The organism is Prevotella melaninogenica (genome assembly GCF_018128065.1).
In the GTDB taxonomy this organism is placed as follows: Bacteria; Bacteroidota; Bacteroidia; order Bacteroidales; family Bacteroidaceae; genus Prevotella.
The window spans coordinates 289,437-303,406 of record NZ_CP072359.1; the positions used below are offsets into that span (position 1 = coordinate 289,437).

12 protein-coding genes are annotated in these 13,970 nt (G+C 40.1%); 9 read left to right on the plus strand and 3 right to left on the minus strand.

Features of this window, described 5'->3' with window-relative positions:
- The first annotated feature begins 35 nt into the window (after positions 1–35).
- The 8 genes from J5A56_RS01245 to J5A56_RS01280 all read left to right on the plus strand — a co-directional run bounded on the left by J5A56_RS01245 (position 36) and on the right by J5A56_RS01280 (position 8,481).
- Positions 36–845 (plus strand): IS3 family transposase, encoded by an 810-nt coding sequence (locus tag J5A56_RS01245; RefSeq protein ID WP_249112063.1) that lies wholly within the window; start codon positions 36–38, stop codon positions 843–845.
- Between the two features lie 631 nt (positions 846–1,476).
- Positions 1,477–2,355, plus strand: a complete 879-nt coding sequence (locus tag J5A56_RS01250; RefSeq protein WP_021672882.1) for a cell division protein FtsX — start codon at positions 1,477–1,479, stop codon at positions 2,353–2,355.
- A 133-nt stretch (positions 2,356–2,488) separates the two neighbouring features.
- Complete coding sequence (locus J5A56_RS01255; protein ID WP_021672881.1) at positions 2,489–2,731, plus strand: DUF3098 domain-containing protein; 243 nt, start codon at positions 2,489–2,491, stop codon at positions 2,729–2,731.
- On the plus strand, positions 2,731–3,591 hold the full coding sequence (locus J5A56_RS01260) for an undecaprenyl-diphosphate phosphatase (RefSeq protein ID WP_021672880.1): 861 nt from the start codon (positions 2,731–2,733) through the stop codon (positions 3,589–3,591). Before J5A56_RS01255 ends, J5A56_RS01260 begins: the two co-directional genes overlap by 1 nt.
- Before the next feature lie 21 nt (positions 3,592–3,612).
- Complete coding sequence (gene truB / locus J5A56_RS01265) at positions 3,613–4,311, plus strand: tRNA pseudouridine(55) synthase TruB (RefSeq protein ID WP_021672879.1); 699 nt, start codon at positions 3,613–3,615, stop codon at positions 4,309–4,311.
- 21 nt (positions 4,312–4,332) lie between these two features.
- Positions 4,333–5,517 (plus strand): S-adenosylmethionine:tRNA ribosyltransferase-isomerase, encoded by a 1,185-nt coding sequence (locus J5A56_RS01270; protein WP_021672878.1) that lies wholly within the window; start codon positions 4,333–4,335, stop codon positions 5,515–5,517.
- A 1-nt stretch (position 5,518) separates the two neighbouring features.
- Positions 5,519–5,929, plus strand: coding sequence for a 2-amino-4-hydroxy-6-hydroxymethyldihydropteridine diphosphokinase (folK, locus tag J5A56_RS01275; RefSeq protein ID WP_021672877.1), 411 nt, complete (start codon positions 5,519–5,521; stop codon positions 5,927–5,929).
- 113 nt (positions 5,930–6,042) lie between these two features.
- Entirely contained in the window at positions 6,043–8,481 is a 2,439-nt protein-coding gene (locus J5A56_RS01280; RefSeq protein WP_021672876.1) for a C10 family peptidase, read from the plus strand.
- A 598-nt stretch (positions 8,482–9,079) separates the two neighbouring features.
- On the opposite strand, the gene rpsO is transcribed toward J5A56_RS01280, so the two are convergent.
- Positions 9,080–9,355 carry a 30S ribosomal protein S15 gene (gene rpsO, locus J5A56_RS01285; protein WP_004360506.1) on the minus strand — a complete coding sequence of 92 codons (276 nt, stop codon included), beginning with the start codon at positions 9,353–9,355 and terminating at the stop codon, positions 9,080–9,082.
- Positions 9,356–9,559: 204 nt separating this feature from the next.
- Here rpsO and typA point away from each other — a divergent pair, with 204 nt between their 5' ends.
- Positions 9,560–11,362 (plus strand): translational GTPase TypA, encoded by a 1,803-nt coding sequence (gene typA / locus J5A56_RS01290; protein WP_021672875.1) that lies wholly within the window; start codon positions 9,560–9,562, stop codon positions 11,360–11,362.
- A gap of 1,400 nt (positions 11,363–12,762) precedes the next feature.
- Here the strand turns inward: typA and J5A56_RS01295 are convergent.
- Both J5A56_RS01295 and J5A56_RS01300 read right to left on the minus strand, forming a co-directional pair.
- Positions 12,763–13,311 carry a hypothetical protein gene (locus J5A56_RS01295; RefSeq protein ID WP_021672874.1) on the minus strand — a complete coding sequence of 183 codons (549 nt, stop codon included), beginning with the start codon at positions 13,309–13,311 and terminating at the stop codon, positions 12,763–12,765.
- A 2-nt stretch (positions 13,312–13,313) separates the two neighbouring features.
- Entirely contained in the window at positions 13,314–13,958 is a 645-nt protein-coding gene (locus J5A56_RS01300; RefSeq protein WP_036920374.1) for a LexA family transcriptional regulator, read from the minus strand.
- Positions 13,959–13,970 lie beyond the last annotated feature (12 nt).

Below are 13,970 nucleotides of genomic sequence, written 5' to 3' on the forward strand. Positions count from 1 at the left end.
GCAACCCTCGTTTATCAATTGGGCTGCTGAGTGGACTGTTTGGCAAGACTCGTGAAGGCTATTACTCTGTGAGTAAGGAGAAGAGGGAGCACCGTAAACTTACTGAGAAAATTGTCGTACGTGCAGTAATGGATGTTCGTGCAGATGCTCCTCGAATAGGAGCACAGAAACTTTTGCACATGCTTATGGATATCTATCCAGGCTTAATGCTTGGGCGCGACAGGTTCTACCAGCTAATGCACAAGCATCACCTTATGCTGAAGCCATCCAGATGTCGCCACACCACGAACTCCAATCACAACTATTTCAAGTATAAGAACACGGCAAAAGGAATGGTTCTTACACGTCCTGCACAACTCTGGGTAGCAGACATCACGTATATAGATACTGAGGATGGTGTGGTCTATCTTCACCTCATAACCGATGCGTTCACTCATGAGATAATCGGATGGAAGCTTTCTGACAGTCTGCAGGCTGTCAATACGCTTGCTGCCCTAGACATGGCAATAGAACAGTCACAGGGTATGGATCTCTCGCTGATGACGCACCACTCTGATCGTGGGGTTCAATACTGCAGCAACGCCTACGTGGCAAGGCTGGAGAGTATACACTCAGGCATAAGCATGACTGAAGACTACAACCCTACAGATAATGCAATCGCCGAAAGAGTGAACGGAATAATAAAGCAAGAGTGGCTCTACCACATGAAACGACCGAAGAACCTCGATGATGCACGATGCACTATTGCTGGTATCATAGACTTCTACAACAATAAGAGACCCCATATGAGTAACGGCATGCTTACGCCAAGACAAATGAGAGAAAGGCACTGCAATGTGGCATAAGGCTTTCTGTGCTTTTCATAGTATTAATTTTTGTAAGTTGAAGGAAAAATATTAACTTTGAACATGTGCTACACACGTTCGGACTTCATTGTCAAAGTTTATGATTATGTAAAGCGAATCAGTAAAGTTTCCATGGGGGAGGTAAAGCTGTTCAGGAAGCAAGTAAAAAATGTGTAAACCAATTCAGTAACAATAACCAAAAAAGTGTGAAGTAAATTTAGGCATAGTCAACCACATTGTAAAAGGTGCTTAATTGGACTTCAAAAGGGCGTTAATAAGACCTCAAAAGGGCACCTTTTAGAAACCAATTAGGCGTCTTTAAGAGCCTTAAAGAGCATCTTTTTATTTTCAAGTATGAGTTTTTTATTACAAAATAGAAAATTATCACCTTTGAACTTAGCCTACTTATTAGCATAAAAAGGAGACATTAGATGACCCCTATAACAGTTGAAGGAAAAACACAACGTAATTATTTTAAAACTTTCGAGCATATCTCCCCTACCTTCCCTTCCATAGTAATATGCTCACAAGTTTCATCTTTTATCTCTAAATAAAGCATAATTTCCTTTGTCGTTACCTTATTTTGCAGTATCTTTGCAACAACTTTGGTGTATTATACCTTATTAAAGAAATGGCAAAAAAAAGAAACAAAGCCCGCAGTCGTCATAGTCTGCAGGTTGTCACACTATGTATCAGTACAGCTATGGTACTGATGCTGATTGGTATAGTTGTACTTACAGGCTTTACCAGTCGCAATCTTAGTTCTTATGTAAAGGAGAATCTGACTATCACAATGATTCTCCAACCCGATATGAATACGGAAGAGAGTACTGCTCTCTGCGAGCGTATTCGCACCTTGCATTATATCAATAGCTTGAATTTTATCAGTAAAGAGCAGGCGTTGAAGGATGGAACTAAAGAATTAGGTGCCAACCCTGCCGAATTTGCAGGTGAGAATCCGTTTACGGGTGAGATAGAAGTACAGTTGAAGGCTAATTATGCTAACAATGACTCTATCCGCAATATTGTTCAGCAATTGCGTACCTATCGTGGTGTGAGTGACATCACTTATCCACAGAGTTTGGTAGAAAGTGTAAACCAAACATTGGGTAAGATCAGTTTGGTGTTATTGGTTATTGCTGTATTGCTCACCATCATCTCATTCTCTCTGATTAACAACACTATCCGATTGAGTATCTATGCACATCGTTTCTCAATCCACACGATGAAACTTGTTGGTGGTTCATGGAGTTTTATCCGTGCGCCATTCTTGCGCCGTGCAGTATTAGAAGGATTAGTTTCAGCCCTATTGGCTATTGCAGTCTTGGGTATAGGAATATGTCTCCTCTATGAAAAGGAACCAGAGATCACGAAATTATTGTCATGGGATGCATTGATTATCACAGCAATCGTAATGTTAGCTTTTGGTGTGATTATTGCAACCTTCTGCGCATGGTTGTCAGTAAACAAGTTCCTGCGCATGAAGGCAGGTGACTTATATAAGATTTAAAAGGAACAGTAAAAAAGGGAAAAGATAAGAGAGTAAAAGCTTCTTAATAGATGGAAAAGAGAAAAACTCATCATTCCAACTAATCTTTTTAACTTCTCAATCTCAGTCCCCTTGAACTCTTCAAAAATAGAATATGGACAAAAGAAATTTAGCTTTTGGTAAGACCAACTTTATTTTGTTGGCTATAGGTGTAGCCGTTGTTATTCTCGGCTTTATCCTTATGAGTGGTGGAGCATCTACTGAAACCGTATTTGATCCAGACATCTTCAGTGCCCGCCACATCAAGGTAGCGCCTATTGTTACCTTCATTGGATTTATCTCTATCATTGGTGCGATTCTCTATCAGCCAAAAGATACTAAAGAAGTGGAGGAATAATGACACTTCTACAAACGATTATTATCTCAATTGTTGAAGGACTGACTGAGTTCCTTCCAGTGTCATCTACGGGTCACATGATTATCACACAGAATCTTTTAGGTGTACCATCTGGTGACGAGTTTGTACATGCCTTCATCTTCATCATACAGTTTGGTGCTATCCTCTCTGTAGTATGTCTTTATTGGAAACGTTTCTTCCATATTGACCATACACCTGTACCTGCAGAGGAGACAAGTTCTTTCAAAAGGATTATTCACCCCATAAAATTCTACTGGTTGCTCTTTATAGGTGTTCTGCCAGCAGTTGTCATTGGTTTAGCAACCAAGAAAAGCGGACTGCTTGACTGGCTTCTCGACTCTGTTTGGGTAGTAGCCATTATGCTTGTCGTAGGTGGTATCTTCATGCTCTTCTGTGATAAAATCTTCAATAAGGGAAAAGAAGAGAACAAAGTAACGGAGAAACGTGCTTTTAGTATTGGACTTTTCCAGTGTTTATCAGTTATTCCTGGTACAAGCCGTTCTATGGCAACTATCGTTGGTGGTATGGCAAACGAACTGACACGTAAGCGTGCAGCGGAGTTCTCATTCTTCCTCGCTGTGCCTACTATGGCTGGTGCAACGCTGCTTGACCTGCTTGACTTATTAAAAGGTGACAGCACATGGGCGTCTGCTCATAACCTTATAATGCTCGCTGTAGGCTGTGTTGTATCATTCATCGTTGCGCTATTGGCAATGAAGTGGTTTGTAAGTTTCCTTGCAAAATATGGTTTCAAGTGGTTCGGTTGGTATCGTATCATCGTTGGTGTTATCATTATTATAATGCTGCTCTGTGATATTCCACTGAATATGGTTGACTAATCCTATATATTTATTGTCCTAATGAACTTCAAAGAAGGAGTAATCATCCCTATCGACAAGCCCTACGGAATAACCAGTTTCAAAGCATTGGCGCACGTACGTTACCTTTGTACACAGGCGAATGACGGAAAGGTTAAGATTGGTCATGCTGGTACATTAGACCCTTTGGCAACAGGAGTACTCATCCTTGCTACGGGTAAGATGACAAAGCAGATTGAGACTTTACAGACACATACAAAAGAATATACAGCTACCCTTCAGTTAGGAGCAACAACACCAAGCTACGATATGGAGCATGAGGTGAATGAATCATTCCCAACAGAATACATAACAAGGGAGCTGATAAACGCTACACTTCCTCAGTTTGTGGGTGATATCGAGCAGATTCCACCAACTTACAGTGCTGTAAAGGTGGATGGTAAGCGTGCTTTCGACTATCGTAGAAAAGGCAAGGACGTAACTCTGAAACCGAAGAATATCCGCATTGATGAGATAGAAGTATTAGACTTTGATGCGGATAAGATGCAACTATCAATCCGCGTCGTCTGTGGTAAAGGAACATATATCCGTGCATTAGCACGCGACTTTGGGCGTGCAATGAATAGCGGAGCCTATCTCATAGCATTACGCCGCACACGTGTTGGAGACATTCGAGTAGAAGATTGCGTTAACTATGACCAGTTTAACGTATGGCTTCAGCAACAAACAATAGAAAAATAATAAACTCCCCAATATAAAAATATGAAGCTTTCACAGTTTAAATTCAACTTACCTAAAGAGCAGGTAGCCTTATATCCACATTCATCTGAGCGCGTACTAACACGTACTGACGGTAGCACACAGACCTTTACCGTTACACGTCGTGACGAAGGTAGGCTGATGGTATTACACCGTAAGTCTGGAAAGATTGACATGTTCAAGGGTGAAATCAATGGTGAACCTAAAGAAGAGGACTACATTCGTTTCAAAGATGTGTTCAATTACTTTGATGAAGGCGACGCTTTTATCTTCAATGACACAAAGGTTTTCCCTGCTCGTTTGTATGGAACAAAGGAGAAGACCGATGCAAAGATTGAGGTATTCCTTCTTCGTGAACTGAATCAGGAGATGCGTTTGTGGGACGTATTGGTTGAGCCTGCACGTAAGATTCGTATTGGAAACAAGCTTTTCTTTGACGAATCTGGTACAATGGTGGCTGAGGTTATTGACAATACGACATCTCGCGGTCGTACACTTCGCTTCCTTTACGACTGCCCACATGATGAGTTTAAGCGTGAGTTATTCGCATTGGGAGAAGCTCCATTACCACGTTACATCATTGACAACCGTCCAAAGGAGGAAGGGGAAGAGTTTGCCCACGCAACGGCTGACGATATGGAGAACTTTCAGTCTGTCTTTGCTAAGCATGAAGGTGCAGTCTCTGCACCTGGAACAAATATCCATTTCTCGGAACAAATGATGAAGATGATGGATATTAAGGGTATCAAGAAAGCTTTCATCACCTTACATTGTGGCTTGGGTAACTTCCATGACATTGAAGTGGAAGACCTTACAAAGCATAAGATGGATTCAGAGGAAATGCACATTAACGCAGATGCTTGCCGTATCGCTAATGGCGCAAAGAAAGCTGGACATCGCCTTTGTGCCGTTGGTGCGAGTGTTGTTAAGGCTACAGAGACTGCCGTTGGTACTGATGGTATGCTGAAAGAGTTTGATGGGTGGACCAATGAGTTCATCTTCCCTCCTTACAACTTCGGCTTTGCAGATTCAATGTTGGTTAACTTCTATCATCCATACTCAACTTTGTTGATGGAAACAGCAGCTTTCGGTGGCTATGACCTTGTGATGGAAGCATACGACATGGCAGTGAAGAATGGTTATATGTTTGGTTGCTTCGGTGACTCTTTGTTGATTCTCAACGATTAATATGCACAAAGTCTATTTATCTCTCGGCACAAATCTTGGCAACAGAAAAGCCATTATGCATGAGGCGATAGCACGGATAGAAGACAAGATTGGCACAGTTTTGCGCCAATCTTCTTTTCATGAAACGGAGCCTTGGGGGTTTAAGAGTCCTAATCTCTTCCTCAATGCTTGTGTATGTGCCTCTACTCCACTTGCCCCAAGACAGTTATTAGAGGCTACACAAGCCATAGAACATGAGATGGGAAGAGTGAAGAAAACAATCAATGCACAATACACAGACCGTATCATTGATATTGATATTCTGCTTTATGACCAACTTAATATCAATGAACCAGACCTTATCGTTCCCCACCCCTTAATGGAGGAACGTGACTTTGTAATGCTTCCTTTAAAAGAGATATGGGAAGAATAAAGCATCAACCTAAAAGAAAACAAGTCAAATCTACCTATTTCAAAGTCTTCTAAACGTATAGAACCTGATATAAAATATAACAAACCAATATAATTGACTAATAAGATAAACAAATGAAAAGAACTTTATTATTAGTGCTAACTGTGTTTACAAACATTCTACTTGTTAACGCAGAACCCATCACCAAAGCACGTGCTTTGAGTATAGCAACTAAATACATCAACAACCCAAAACTATCGAACGATACTCCAAAAACCCGCTCATCACAAGCTAATGAGCAACCAGCTTATTACATTTTTACTAATCCAAACAACAAGAAATTCGTTATTATCTCTGGAGAAAGTAAACTCAACGAACTCGTAGGTTATGGAGATAAGATGACAGAAAACCCCAACGACCAGCCTCCCTACTTCAAACTGTTCTTAAAGGAATATGAACGTGTTGTAAAAGAGGTGCGTTCTAAAGCTGCAACTATTACTCCACAGCGTCCTATCAAACGAAAAGTAGAGCCCTTGCTTACTTGTAAGTGGAGCCAGTATGACCCTTTCAATAAGTACACCCCACTAAGTAATGGACAGCATACACCTACTGGTTGTGTTGCAACAGCCACAGCACAGGTGATGTTCTACAATAAATGGCCTAAGAATCGACCACAAGATTATATAGCATCAACAGGTGATGATGCTAAGAAGAGCGCTACTTATTGGTGGGATGAAATGAAGAACACGACTAATGAGATGAGAACGGAACATTCTCGACAAGCCGTTGGCGTATTGATGTCTGACATCGGTAAGGCTGTCAATATGAGATACTATTATAGAGGTAGTGACTCAAACTTACAATATGCCTGCAATGCACTTCGCGACAAGTTCGACTATACCGTGCGTTATCTTGACAAAAACTTCCTTCCTGCCAATGAGTTCCTCAATGAGGTGATGCAAGAAATTTCAGACGGATACCCTGTCTTAGTAGTAGGTGGACCTCATGCCTTTGTTTATGATGGCTATGATGAGCAGGGGCTCATTCACACCAACTGGGGCTGGGGAGGCGAAAACGACGGATACTTCGACATCAACATAGTAACTCTTAATGTTTCAGGCTTTGCCCTCAATAGTGGAACATTCTGGGACGACATCTCAGTTGTCTTTGCCCATCCTAACGACGGTAAGGCAGTACCTTTTAAGGATATCGAGCGCGGATTAGATGCAAGAACCACCACATCGCTTACTATTGACAAGACAGAAGCAAACCGTTCTGAAAGTTTCAGTGCAAAGATTGAGAAGTTAGGTTCGTATAGTTCGGTGAAAGGTGAACTTGGTGTATTCACTGGGAAGGTTGCACTTGCCCTTTATAATGACAAGAACGAACAAGTAAAAATCTTCAACTCAACTGCAAGCGACCAGACTTGGGCATCTATCTTTACTTCCATGTCCTTTGATGTTGCTGATATTAACTTTAAGGGTATTGCTGACGGAAACTACCGTTTAGTACCAGTATTCTCTGAGATGCTCGATACCAAGACGAAGGAACACGGTGACTGGAAGCCAATCAATCACGCCAATGAGATAGAAGTAAAACTCACTCCAAATGCAGTACAATTCAATACAAACAACCCAAAGGATGTAGTTATTATTGAGAAGGCACCAAGCCTACTTGCACCTTACTATGAAGGTTCTGGATTTAAGGGTGCATACAGCTTTACGATGTACAACCCTGGACGCGAAGAGGTGCGTGGTGAACTTGTGATGACACTTAAAAATCAAGAAACAAAGCAAGAATATAATGGTTATCTACTTACTCCAAACGTTGTTGCACAACGCCTTGGGCGAACTACCTTTGTCATTAATATGCTTCCACTATATTACAACAAACCAACTTTAGGTAATCTTCCAAGAGGTAAATATGACGTCAAACTATCTATAAAGGTCAATCGAAAAGGAACAGAAACCATTGTTCCTATTGATATGAAAGAGCCATTTGAAATTGAGGTTCTACCTTATGTCAATAATGGAAATATTGAATTAACTTTCCTCGACTACTATGTTGATGGTGAATACGCTAATTACAGTACCTTCCAACTTAAAAAGATTAAGAATATCAGCCTACAAGTACATTCTAAAGTATCTGGCTATCAGATAAGAAATGGTTATCGTGGACCTATCCATTATCGCCTACTCGATTTGACAAGTAATAAGTGGATTGAATTAGGAACAGTCCGTAATGTTTATCTCCCTTGTGATGCAGACAACAATGCAGCCCAAACACGTATCACATTCTCTGCTTCACTGTTAGAGCCTAACCATTCATACGAAATACATTTAGAGCTTGAGCGAAACAGACAACGACAAGATACATGGAACCCACTTGTACTACGTAACGTCTTCAACACCATCAGTGAATCAAACACTCCTACTGCAATTAATTCGATTAATTACAACAAAAATACCGCAAAGAATATCTTTACACTGCAAGGTGTTCGCCTGTCAAAGACTTGGGAAGAACTCCCTGCTGGCATCTATATCATTGATGGTAAGAAAGTGATTAAGAAATAAGAGTTGACTATCCGTATAACGGATACGAATAATATTGAGTTTTCAAACTCCAACAAAAAAGATTAAAAGCCAAGTCGGTCATTGTGTATTATCTCTTAATATGCGATGACCGATTTTCTGTTAAAGCAAATTATACCGTAATTACCAACCTCTTTGTAAATATTTTTCACCACTTCGATTTTTATTAAGGCTTAATTGGATTCGAATTAACGCACTTTTGGCTTCTAAAAGGTGCCCTTTTGAAGTCTTATTAACGCCCTTTCGCAAGCCAACAAAGCACCTTTTACAAAGTACTCTTGTAACTTCCTCAACACAAAAGAGTTACAAAGGTGCATAAAAAGACCGTTTTTCACACTACTTCCACTATAATATCAGAAGATAATGTAAAGAAAAATCAAGGCTTCTAAAATCTTTTAGAAAACCCTCTTACACGGACATTCTAATACTTAGAATATTGAGATAATATAGAAAAGGAAACAAAACTATCTCTTAAGAACAAATAGAATAGTAGCAGGAGAAAAGAAAAAAGGTAAGAAAGTAAAGTATGGATAAACCAACTTTAACTTTCTTACCCTTTATTTTTTTGCGTTCAGAAATCTTACTTACGGAGACCCAAAGCCTTGATGATAGCACGGTAACGCTCAATGTCGCGATCGTAGAGGTAATCGAGCAATGCACGACGCTTACCAACGAGCTGTGTCAATGAACGAGTTGTAACGTAGTCCTTGCGGTTCTTCTTTACGTGCTCGGTCAAGTGCTTGATACGATAAGAGAAAAGAGCAATCTGGCTCTCAGCTGAACCTGTATCAGTTGTGCTCTGTGCCTTACCATACTGTGCGAAGATTTCTGCCTTCTTTGTCTTGTCTAAATACATAATTTTGTTTTGATTAATGTGATTTGCAATTACATCTTTCCGTCGTTAGCCGCCTTAATCACAACGGGTTACGACATCAAATGCATCGGACGTTCCGAAAATGCTGTGCAAAGTTACAACTTTTTATTGGAACCACAAACGTTTTCCATTTTTTATTCGTAATTTTGCAGCATAAATTTAGCGTAAGCTTTTTAAAGTATTTAAATGCAAGATATTCGTAACATCGCAGTTATTGCGCACGTAGACCACGGTAAGACAACCTTGGTTGACAAGATGATGCTCGCTGGAAAACTTTTCCGTGACGGACAAGACAACAGCGGAGAAGTTCTCGACTCTAATGACTTGGAGCGCGAACGAGGGATAACAATTCTGAGTAAGAATGTAAGTATTAATTGGAAAGGAGTAAAAATCAACATCCTCGACACGCCTGGTCACTCTGACTTCGGTGGTGAGGTTGAGCGTGTATTGAACATGGCAGACGGCTGTTTGTTGCTCGTAGACGCTTTTGAAGGTCCTATGCCACAGACACGTTTTGTGCTACAAAAGGCCCTTCAGCTTGGTTTGAAACCAGTTGTTGTTATTAACAAGGTAGACAAGCCAAACTGTCGTCCAGAGGAAGTATATGAGATGGTATTCGATCTCATGTGCGACCTCAACGCTACAGAAGATCAGTTGAACTTCCCAGTTGTCTATGGTTCAGCTAAGAATGGCTGGATGAGTGAGGATTGGAAGAAGCCAACAGATAATATTGAATATCTGCTCGACCTCATTATTGAGGCTATCCCTGCTCCTAAGCAGATTGAAGGAACACCACAGATGCTGATTACATCTTTGGACTATTCAAGCTACACCGGACGTATCGCCGTTGGTCGTGTACACCGTGGAACATTGAAAGATGGACAGAATATTACAATCTGTCACCGCGACGGAACACAGGAACGCACTAAGATTAAAGAGCTTCATACCTTCGAGGGTATGGGACATAAGAAGACAGATGCTGTAGATTCAGGTGATATCTGTGCTGTAATCGGCTTAGAAAAGTTTGAAATTGGCGACACCATAGCTGACTTTGAGAACCCAGAGCCACTGCCACCTATCGCTGTTGACGAACCAACAATGAGTATGCTCTTCACCATCAACGACTCTCCTTTCTTTGGTAAGGAAGGTAAGTTCTGTACCTCTCGCCACATCAGCGAACGACTGAACAAGGAACTTGAGAAGAACCTTGCACTGCGTGTACGCCCAATGGAGGATTCAATGGACAAGTGGATTGTTAGTGGTCGTGGTGTACTTCACCTCTCCGTCCTCATTGAGACAATGCGTCGCGAGGGTTATGAGTTGCAAGTTGGTCAGCCACAGGTTATCTATAAGGAGATTGACGGGCAGAAGTGTGAGCCTATCGAGGAACTGACAATCAATGTTCCAACTGACTTTTCAAGTAAGATGATTGATATGGTGACTCGTCGTAAGGGTGATCTTCTCGGTATGGATGCTGAGGGTGAGCGTGTGAACATCACCTTTGAAATACCATCACGTGGTATCATTGGTCTGCGTACCAACGTCTTAACAGCCAGCCAGGGTGAAGCTATCATGGCACACCGTTTCAAAGATTATCAACCATTCAAGGGCGAAATCGTACGTCGTACAAATGGTTCAATGATTGCATTGGAAGCTGGTACTGCCTACGCATACGCTATCGATAAGTTGCAAGATCGTGGTAAGTTCTTCATTGATTCTGGCGAGGAAGTTTATGGCGGACAAGTTGTTGGTGAGCATGTTCACGACAACGACCTTGTCATCAACGTTACTAAAGCAAAGCAGTTGACCAACGTTCGCGCCTCTGGCTCTGACGAAAAGGCACGCGTTATCCCTAAGACTGAGATGAGTCTTGAGGAATGTCTCGAGTACATCAAGGGCAACGAATATGTTGAGGTAACGCCAAAGAGTATTCGTATGCGTAAGATTACACTCGATCATAACGATCGTAAGCGTGAAAGCAAAGAATAAAAATCTTACTAATAATAAATTAGAAAGGCGGCAGTCCATAACGGATAGCCGTCTTTTTTTCTACACTATTTTTGTTTTTTAGTTACTGTCACTTTTAACTTTTCTCGTAACAATCTTGTAATTAATTGATTATAACATCAGTATTATGACAGCAGTGACAGCAACATTTAAATTAGCTATATCTCTACTTTGAATTTCACATTAATTATTTTCTTATTAGACTTGCTTCTTGTGAGTTAGTAAATGTATATTCCAAACTCTTCAGCTCTATTGTTTTCTTTATTTATTTTAAAAATATTCGTTATTTAACTTGTGTTATTAATATTTTATTTATATTTTTGTACCAGTTCTCTGATTGAGACTCGTGTTTAACGATATCAGTGACAAGAGAATTATTTTATGATAAGGCGTTTACTTGACGCTTTGTTCTTGACGTTTCGAAACTTCGCAACTTTCAATCTCTGTCAAGAATGAGGCAACAGTAGATGTCCATGGGTGTGTATATAACCACCGTCTCTCTTATTTTTTAAGTTGAGTCATGGTGTCGTACATATCGGCGTGGGCTTCTGCGTTGCTCGTTCAATAGAGATGGGCAATGCGAAGGTCTCGGAACGTGGGACGAGTAACAGGTACAGACTCCCACGCTTTCCATATTATATAAACACTGAATCTGGGGAAGTCTATAGGTATTAAACTTAAAGCCTATGGGAAAAAATCAATTAACAATTTATGGGGCACATAACGAAGCGTATAGAACGAGGTGGGCGTGAAAGATGATTATTACTTTATGTTTCAACGAGTTACGTGATTGGAGAGATTAAAGGGTTGTAAAACGAAACGTTTACATTGGTTTAATTTTGGTTTACATAGAAGGGTTGTTGAGGCTTATAAGACGTACAAAAGGTTTACATAGGGTTACAGAATGTTTACATAGAACTGTAGAAGGTTGAAGAGGGCTGTTTATCGGTCCTCTTTTCTTGTATCAATATCACGGAAAAGCCTGTATTTAAGCGGTATGCGCTGATTTAGGAACGATGATGAGGTGACAATACTAAAACTGAATTAAAAAGGCTTAGAACGCAATTAAAACGGCATTAAAATTGAGGTAACGTCGCAAATTTATTACCTCTATTTTGGTGTGTAAAAACGTCGATTTTAAGGGGGTGCATGTTCTGGTGGTTGTTCAAAGTGGATGTTCATTTGTGTGAAAGTGGATGTTCAAAACTCTTGCCAACACCCCCCAGTAAAATGGTTGCCAAAGAACAAAAAAAGGAGTAAAGTGTAAGAAACTGACACTTTACAAGCAAGTTTGAACGTGTATTTTTATTCCTAACACCTTATATATAAGGGGTTTTTACCATAAATAAGGGATATTTAGGGGGAGGGATACCCTAATATGGTCAATCGTTAGGCAACATAGATGATATCGGAATATACCGATATGCTCCTTCGTCTTTTGCTTTTATACCAATACATTTTGTTACCAATTTGTCAAAAAAGATATAAGCAGTATCTGTTATAAGTTGACCTTGATCTTTTCTTTTAATGATAACGGCTTTCATAACCATAGTTGTGTCAAACTTAAAATGAGAGTGTGCTACTATTAAGGAATCCTCAAGGTGTCGCATTAAAGAAATCTTTTCATTGACTTCTTGTAGTTCTGTCTTTGTATTTGCAACACCAACCCATGTTTTTAAGAATTGCAGTTTCTCATTTATTTCCTCCCTAAGTTGGTCGATTGATTGTTGCATTTTTACACCTTTTAATGTCTCATCAAAGGTTAGCCTTGCAGGTGTGAGAGAATCAATTTTTATTATTTCAACATCTTCACCAGCTTCTTGCATAGCCTTGAAGCCTTTTTCCACAAGGTTATTAGCAATTTCATTTTTGGTCTTTTGGCAAGAAAATAATCCCATAATGAGGAAGAAAATAAAAACATATTTTTTCATGATCAAAAGAATTTGCTGATACTACCAATAACTTCAAATACATTTACGATACGGTTTACTTCAAACTCTTGCTCGTCGAAATTGGGATTTATTGGTACATATCGAAGAAATTTTTTAGAAGACCCACGGCGAATAATCTTAATTGTACGGATTGTATCAAGCACTACTGCATACATCTCACCATATTGAATATCGTCAATTGTGCATGGACGCAGAGCTATTATATCTCCATGGCTAATTTGTGGTTCCATAGAATGTCCTGTAACATTACACCAGAGATGTGCTCTATCGAAGCCTGGTACAATGATGTTGTGTTTAGGTAATGATACTTGCGAATTGTATATTTCGCTGAACCCTCCAAGAAAATCGACATCATAATAAGGCTGTCCTACTTCTGAGTTATAACTGACTATAGGGGAAGAAAACTTGTCTGTATTCTCTCCTTTTAGCATATTACCTTTACCTGTGAGAAGCCATTCTGGCGATATCTTTTCGCATTTTGCAAAAAGAAGATCATAATCAAAGCTATCTCTTGCAAGCCACGTACTAATGGTTGACGGTGCTACACCTATAAGTTTGGCAAAGCGAGAAGGCTTTCCCTCGCTATAATGGTCTATTAATGCCTGCAATCTAACTTTTTTGTTCATAATTTTGCGTTT

Excerpts from the sequence above, each read along its gene's own strand:
- folK (WP_021672877.1), top strand. The coding sequence starts at position 5,519 with ATGCACAAAGTCTATTTATCTCTCGGCACAAATCTTGGCAACAGAAAA.
- J5A56_RS01300 (WP_036920374.1), bottom strand. The coding sequence starts at position 13,958 with ATGAACAAAAAAGTTAGATTGCAGGCATTAATAGACCATTATAGCGAG.
- J5A56_RS01295 (WP_021672874.1), bottom strand. The coding sequence starts at position 13,311 with ATGAAAAAATATGTTTTTATTTTCTTCCTCATTATGGGATTATTTTCT.
- truB (WP_021672879.1), top strand. The coding sequence starts at position 3,613 with ATGAACTTCAAAGAAGGAGTAATCATCCCTATCGACAAGCCCTACGGA.
- J5A56_RS01260 (WP_021672880.1), top strand. The coding sequence starts at position 2,731 with ATGACACTTCTACAAACGATTATTATCTCAATTGTTGAAGGACTGACT.
- rpsO (WP_004360506.1), bottom strand. The coding sequence starts at position 9,355 with ATGTATTTAGACAAGACAAAGAAGGCAGAAATCTTCGCACAGTATGGT.
- J5A56_RS01280 (WP_021672876.1), top strand. The coding sequence starts at position 6,043 with ATGAAAAGAACTTTATTATTAGTGCTAACTGTGTTTACAAACATTCTA.
- J5A56_RS01250 (WP_021672882.1), top strand. The coding sequence starts at position 1,477 with ATGGCAAAAAAAAGAAACAAAGCCCGCAGTCGTCATAGTCTGCAGGTT.
- J5A56_RS01255 (WP_021672881.1), top strand. The coding sequence starts at position 2,489 with ATGGACAAAAGAAATTTAGCTTTTGGTAAGACCAACTTTATTTTGTTG.
- J5A56_RS01270 (WP_021672878.1), top strand. The coding sequence starts at position 4,333 with ATGAAGCTTTCACAGTTTAAATTCAACTTACCTAAAGAGCAGGTAGCC.
- typA (WP_021672875.1), top strand. The coding sequence starts at position 9,560 with ATGCAAGATATTCGTAACATCGCAGTTATTGCGCACGTAGACCACGGT.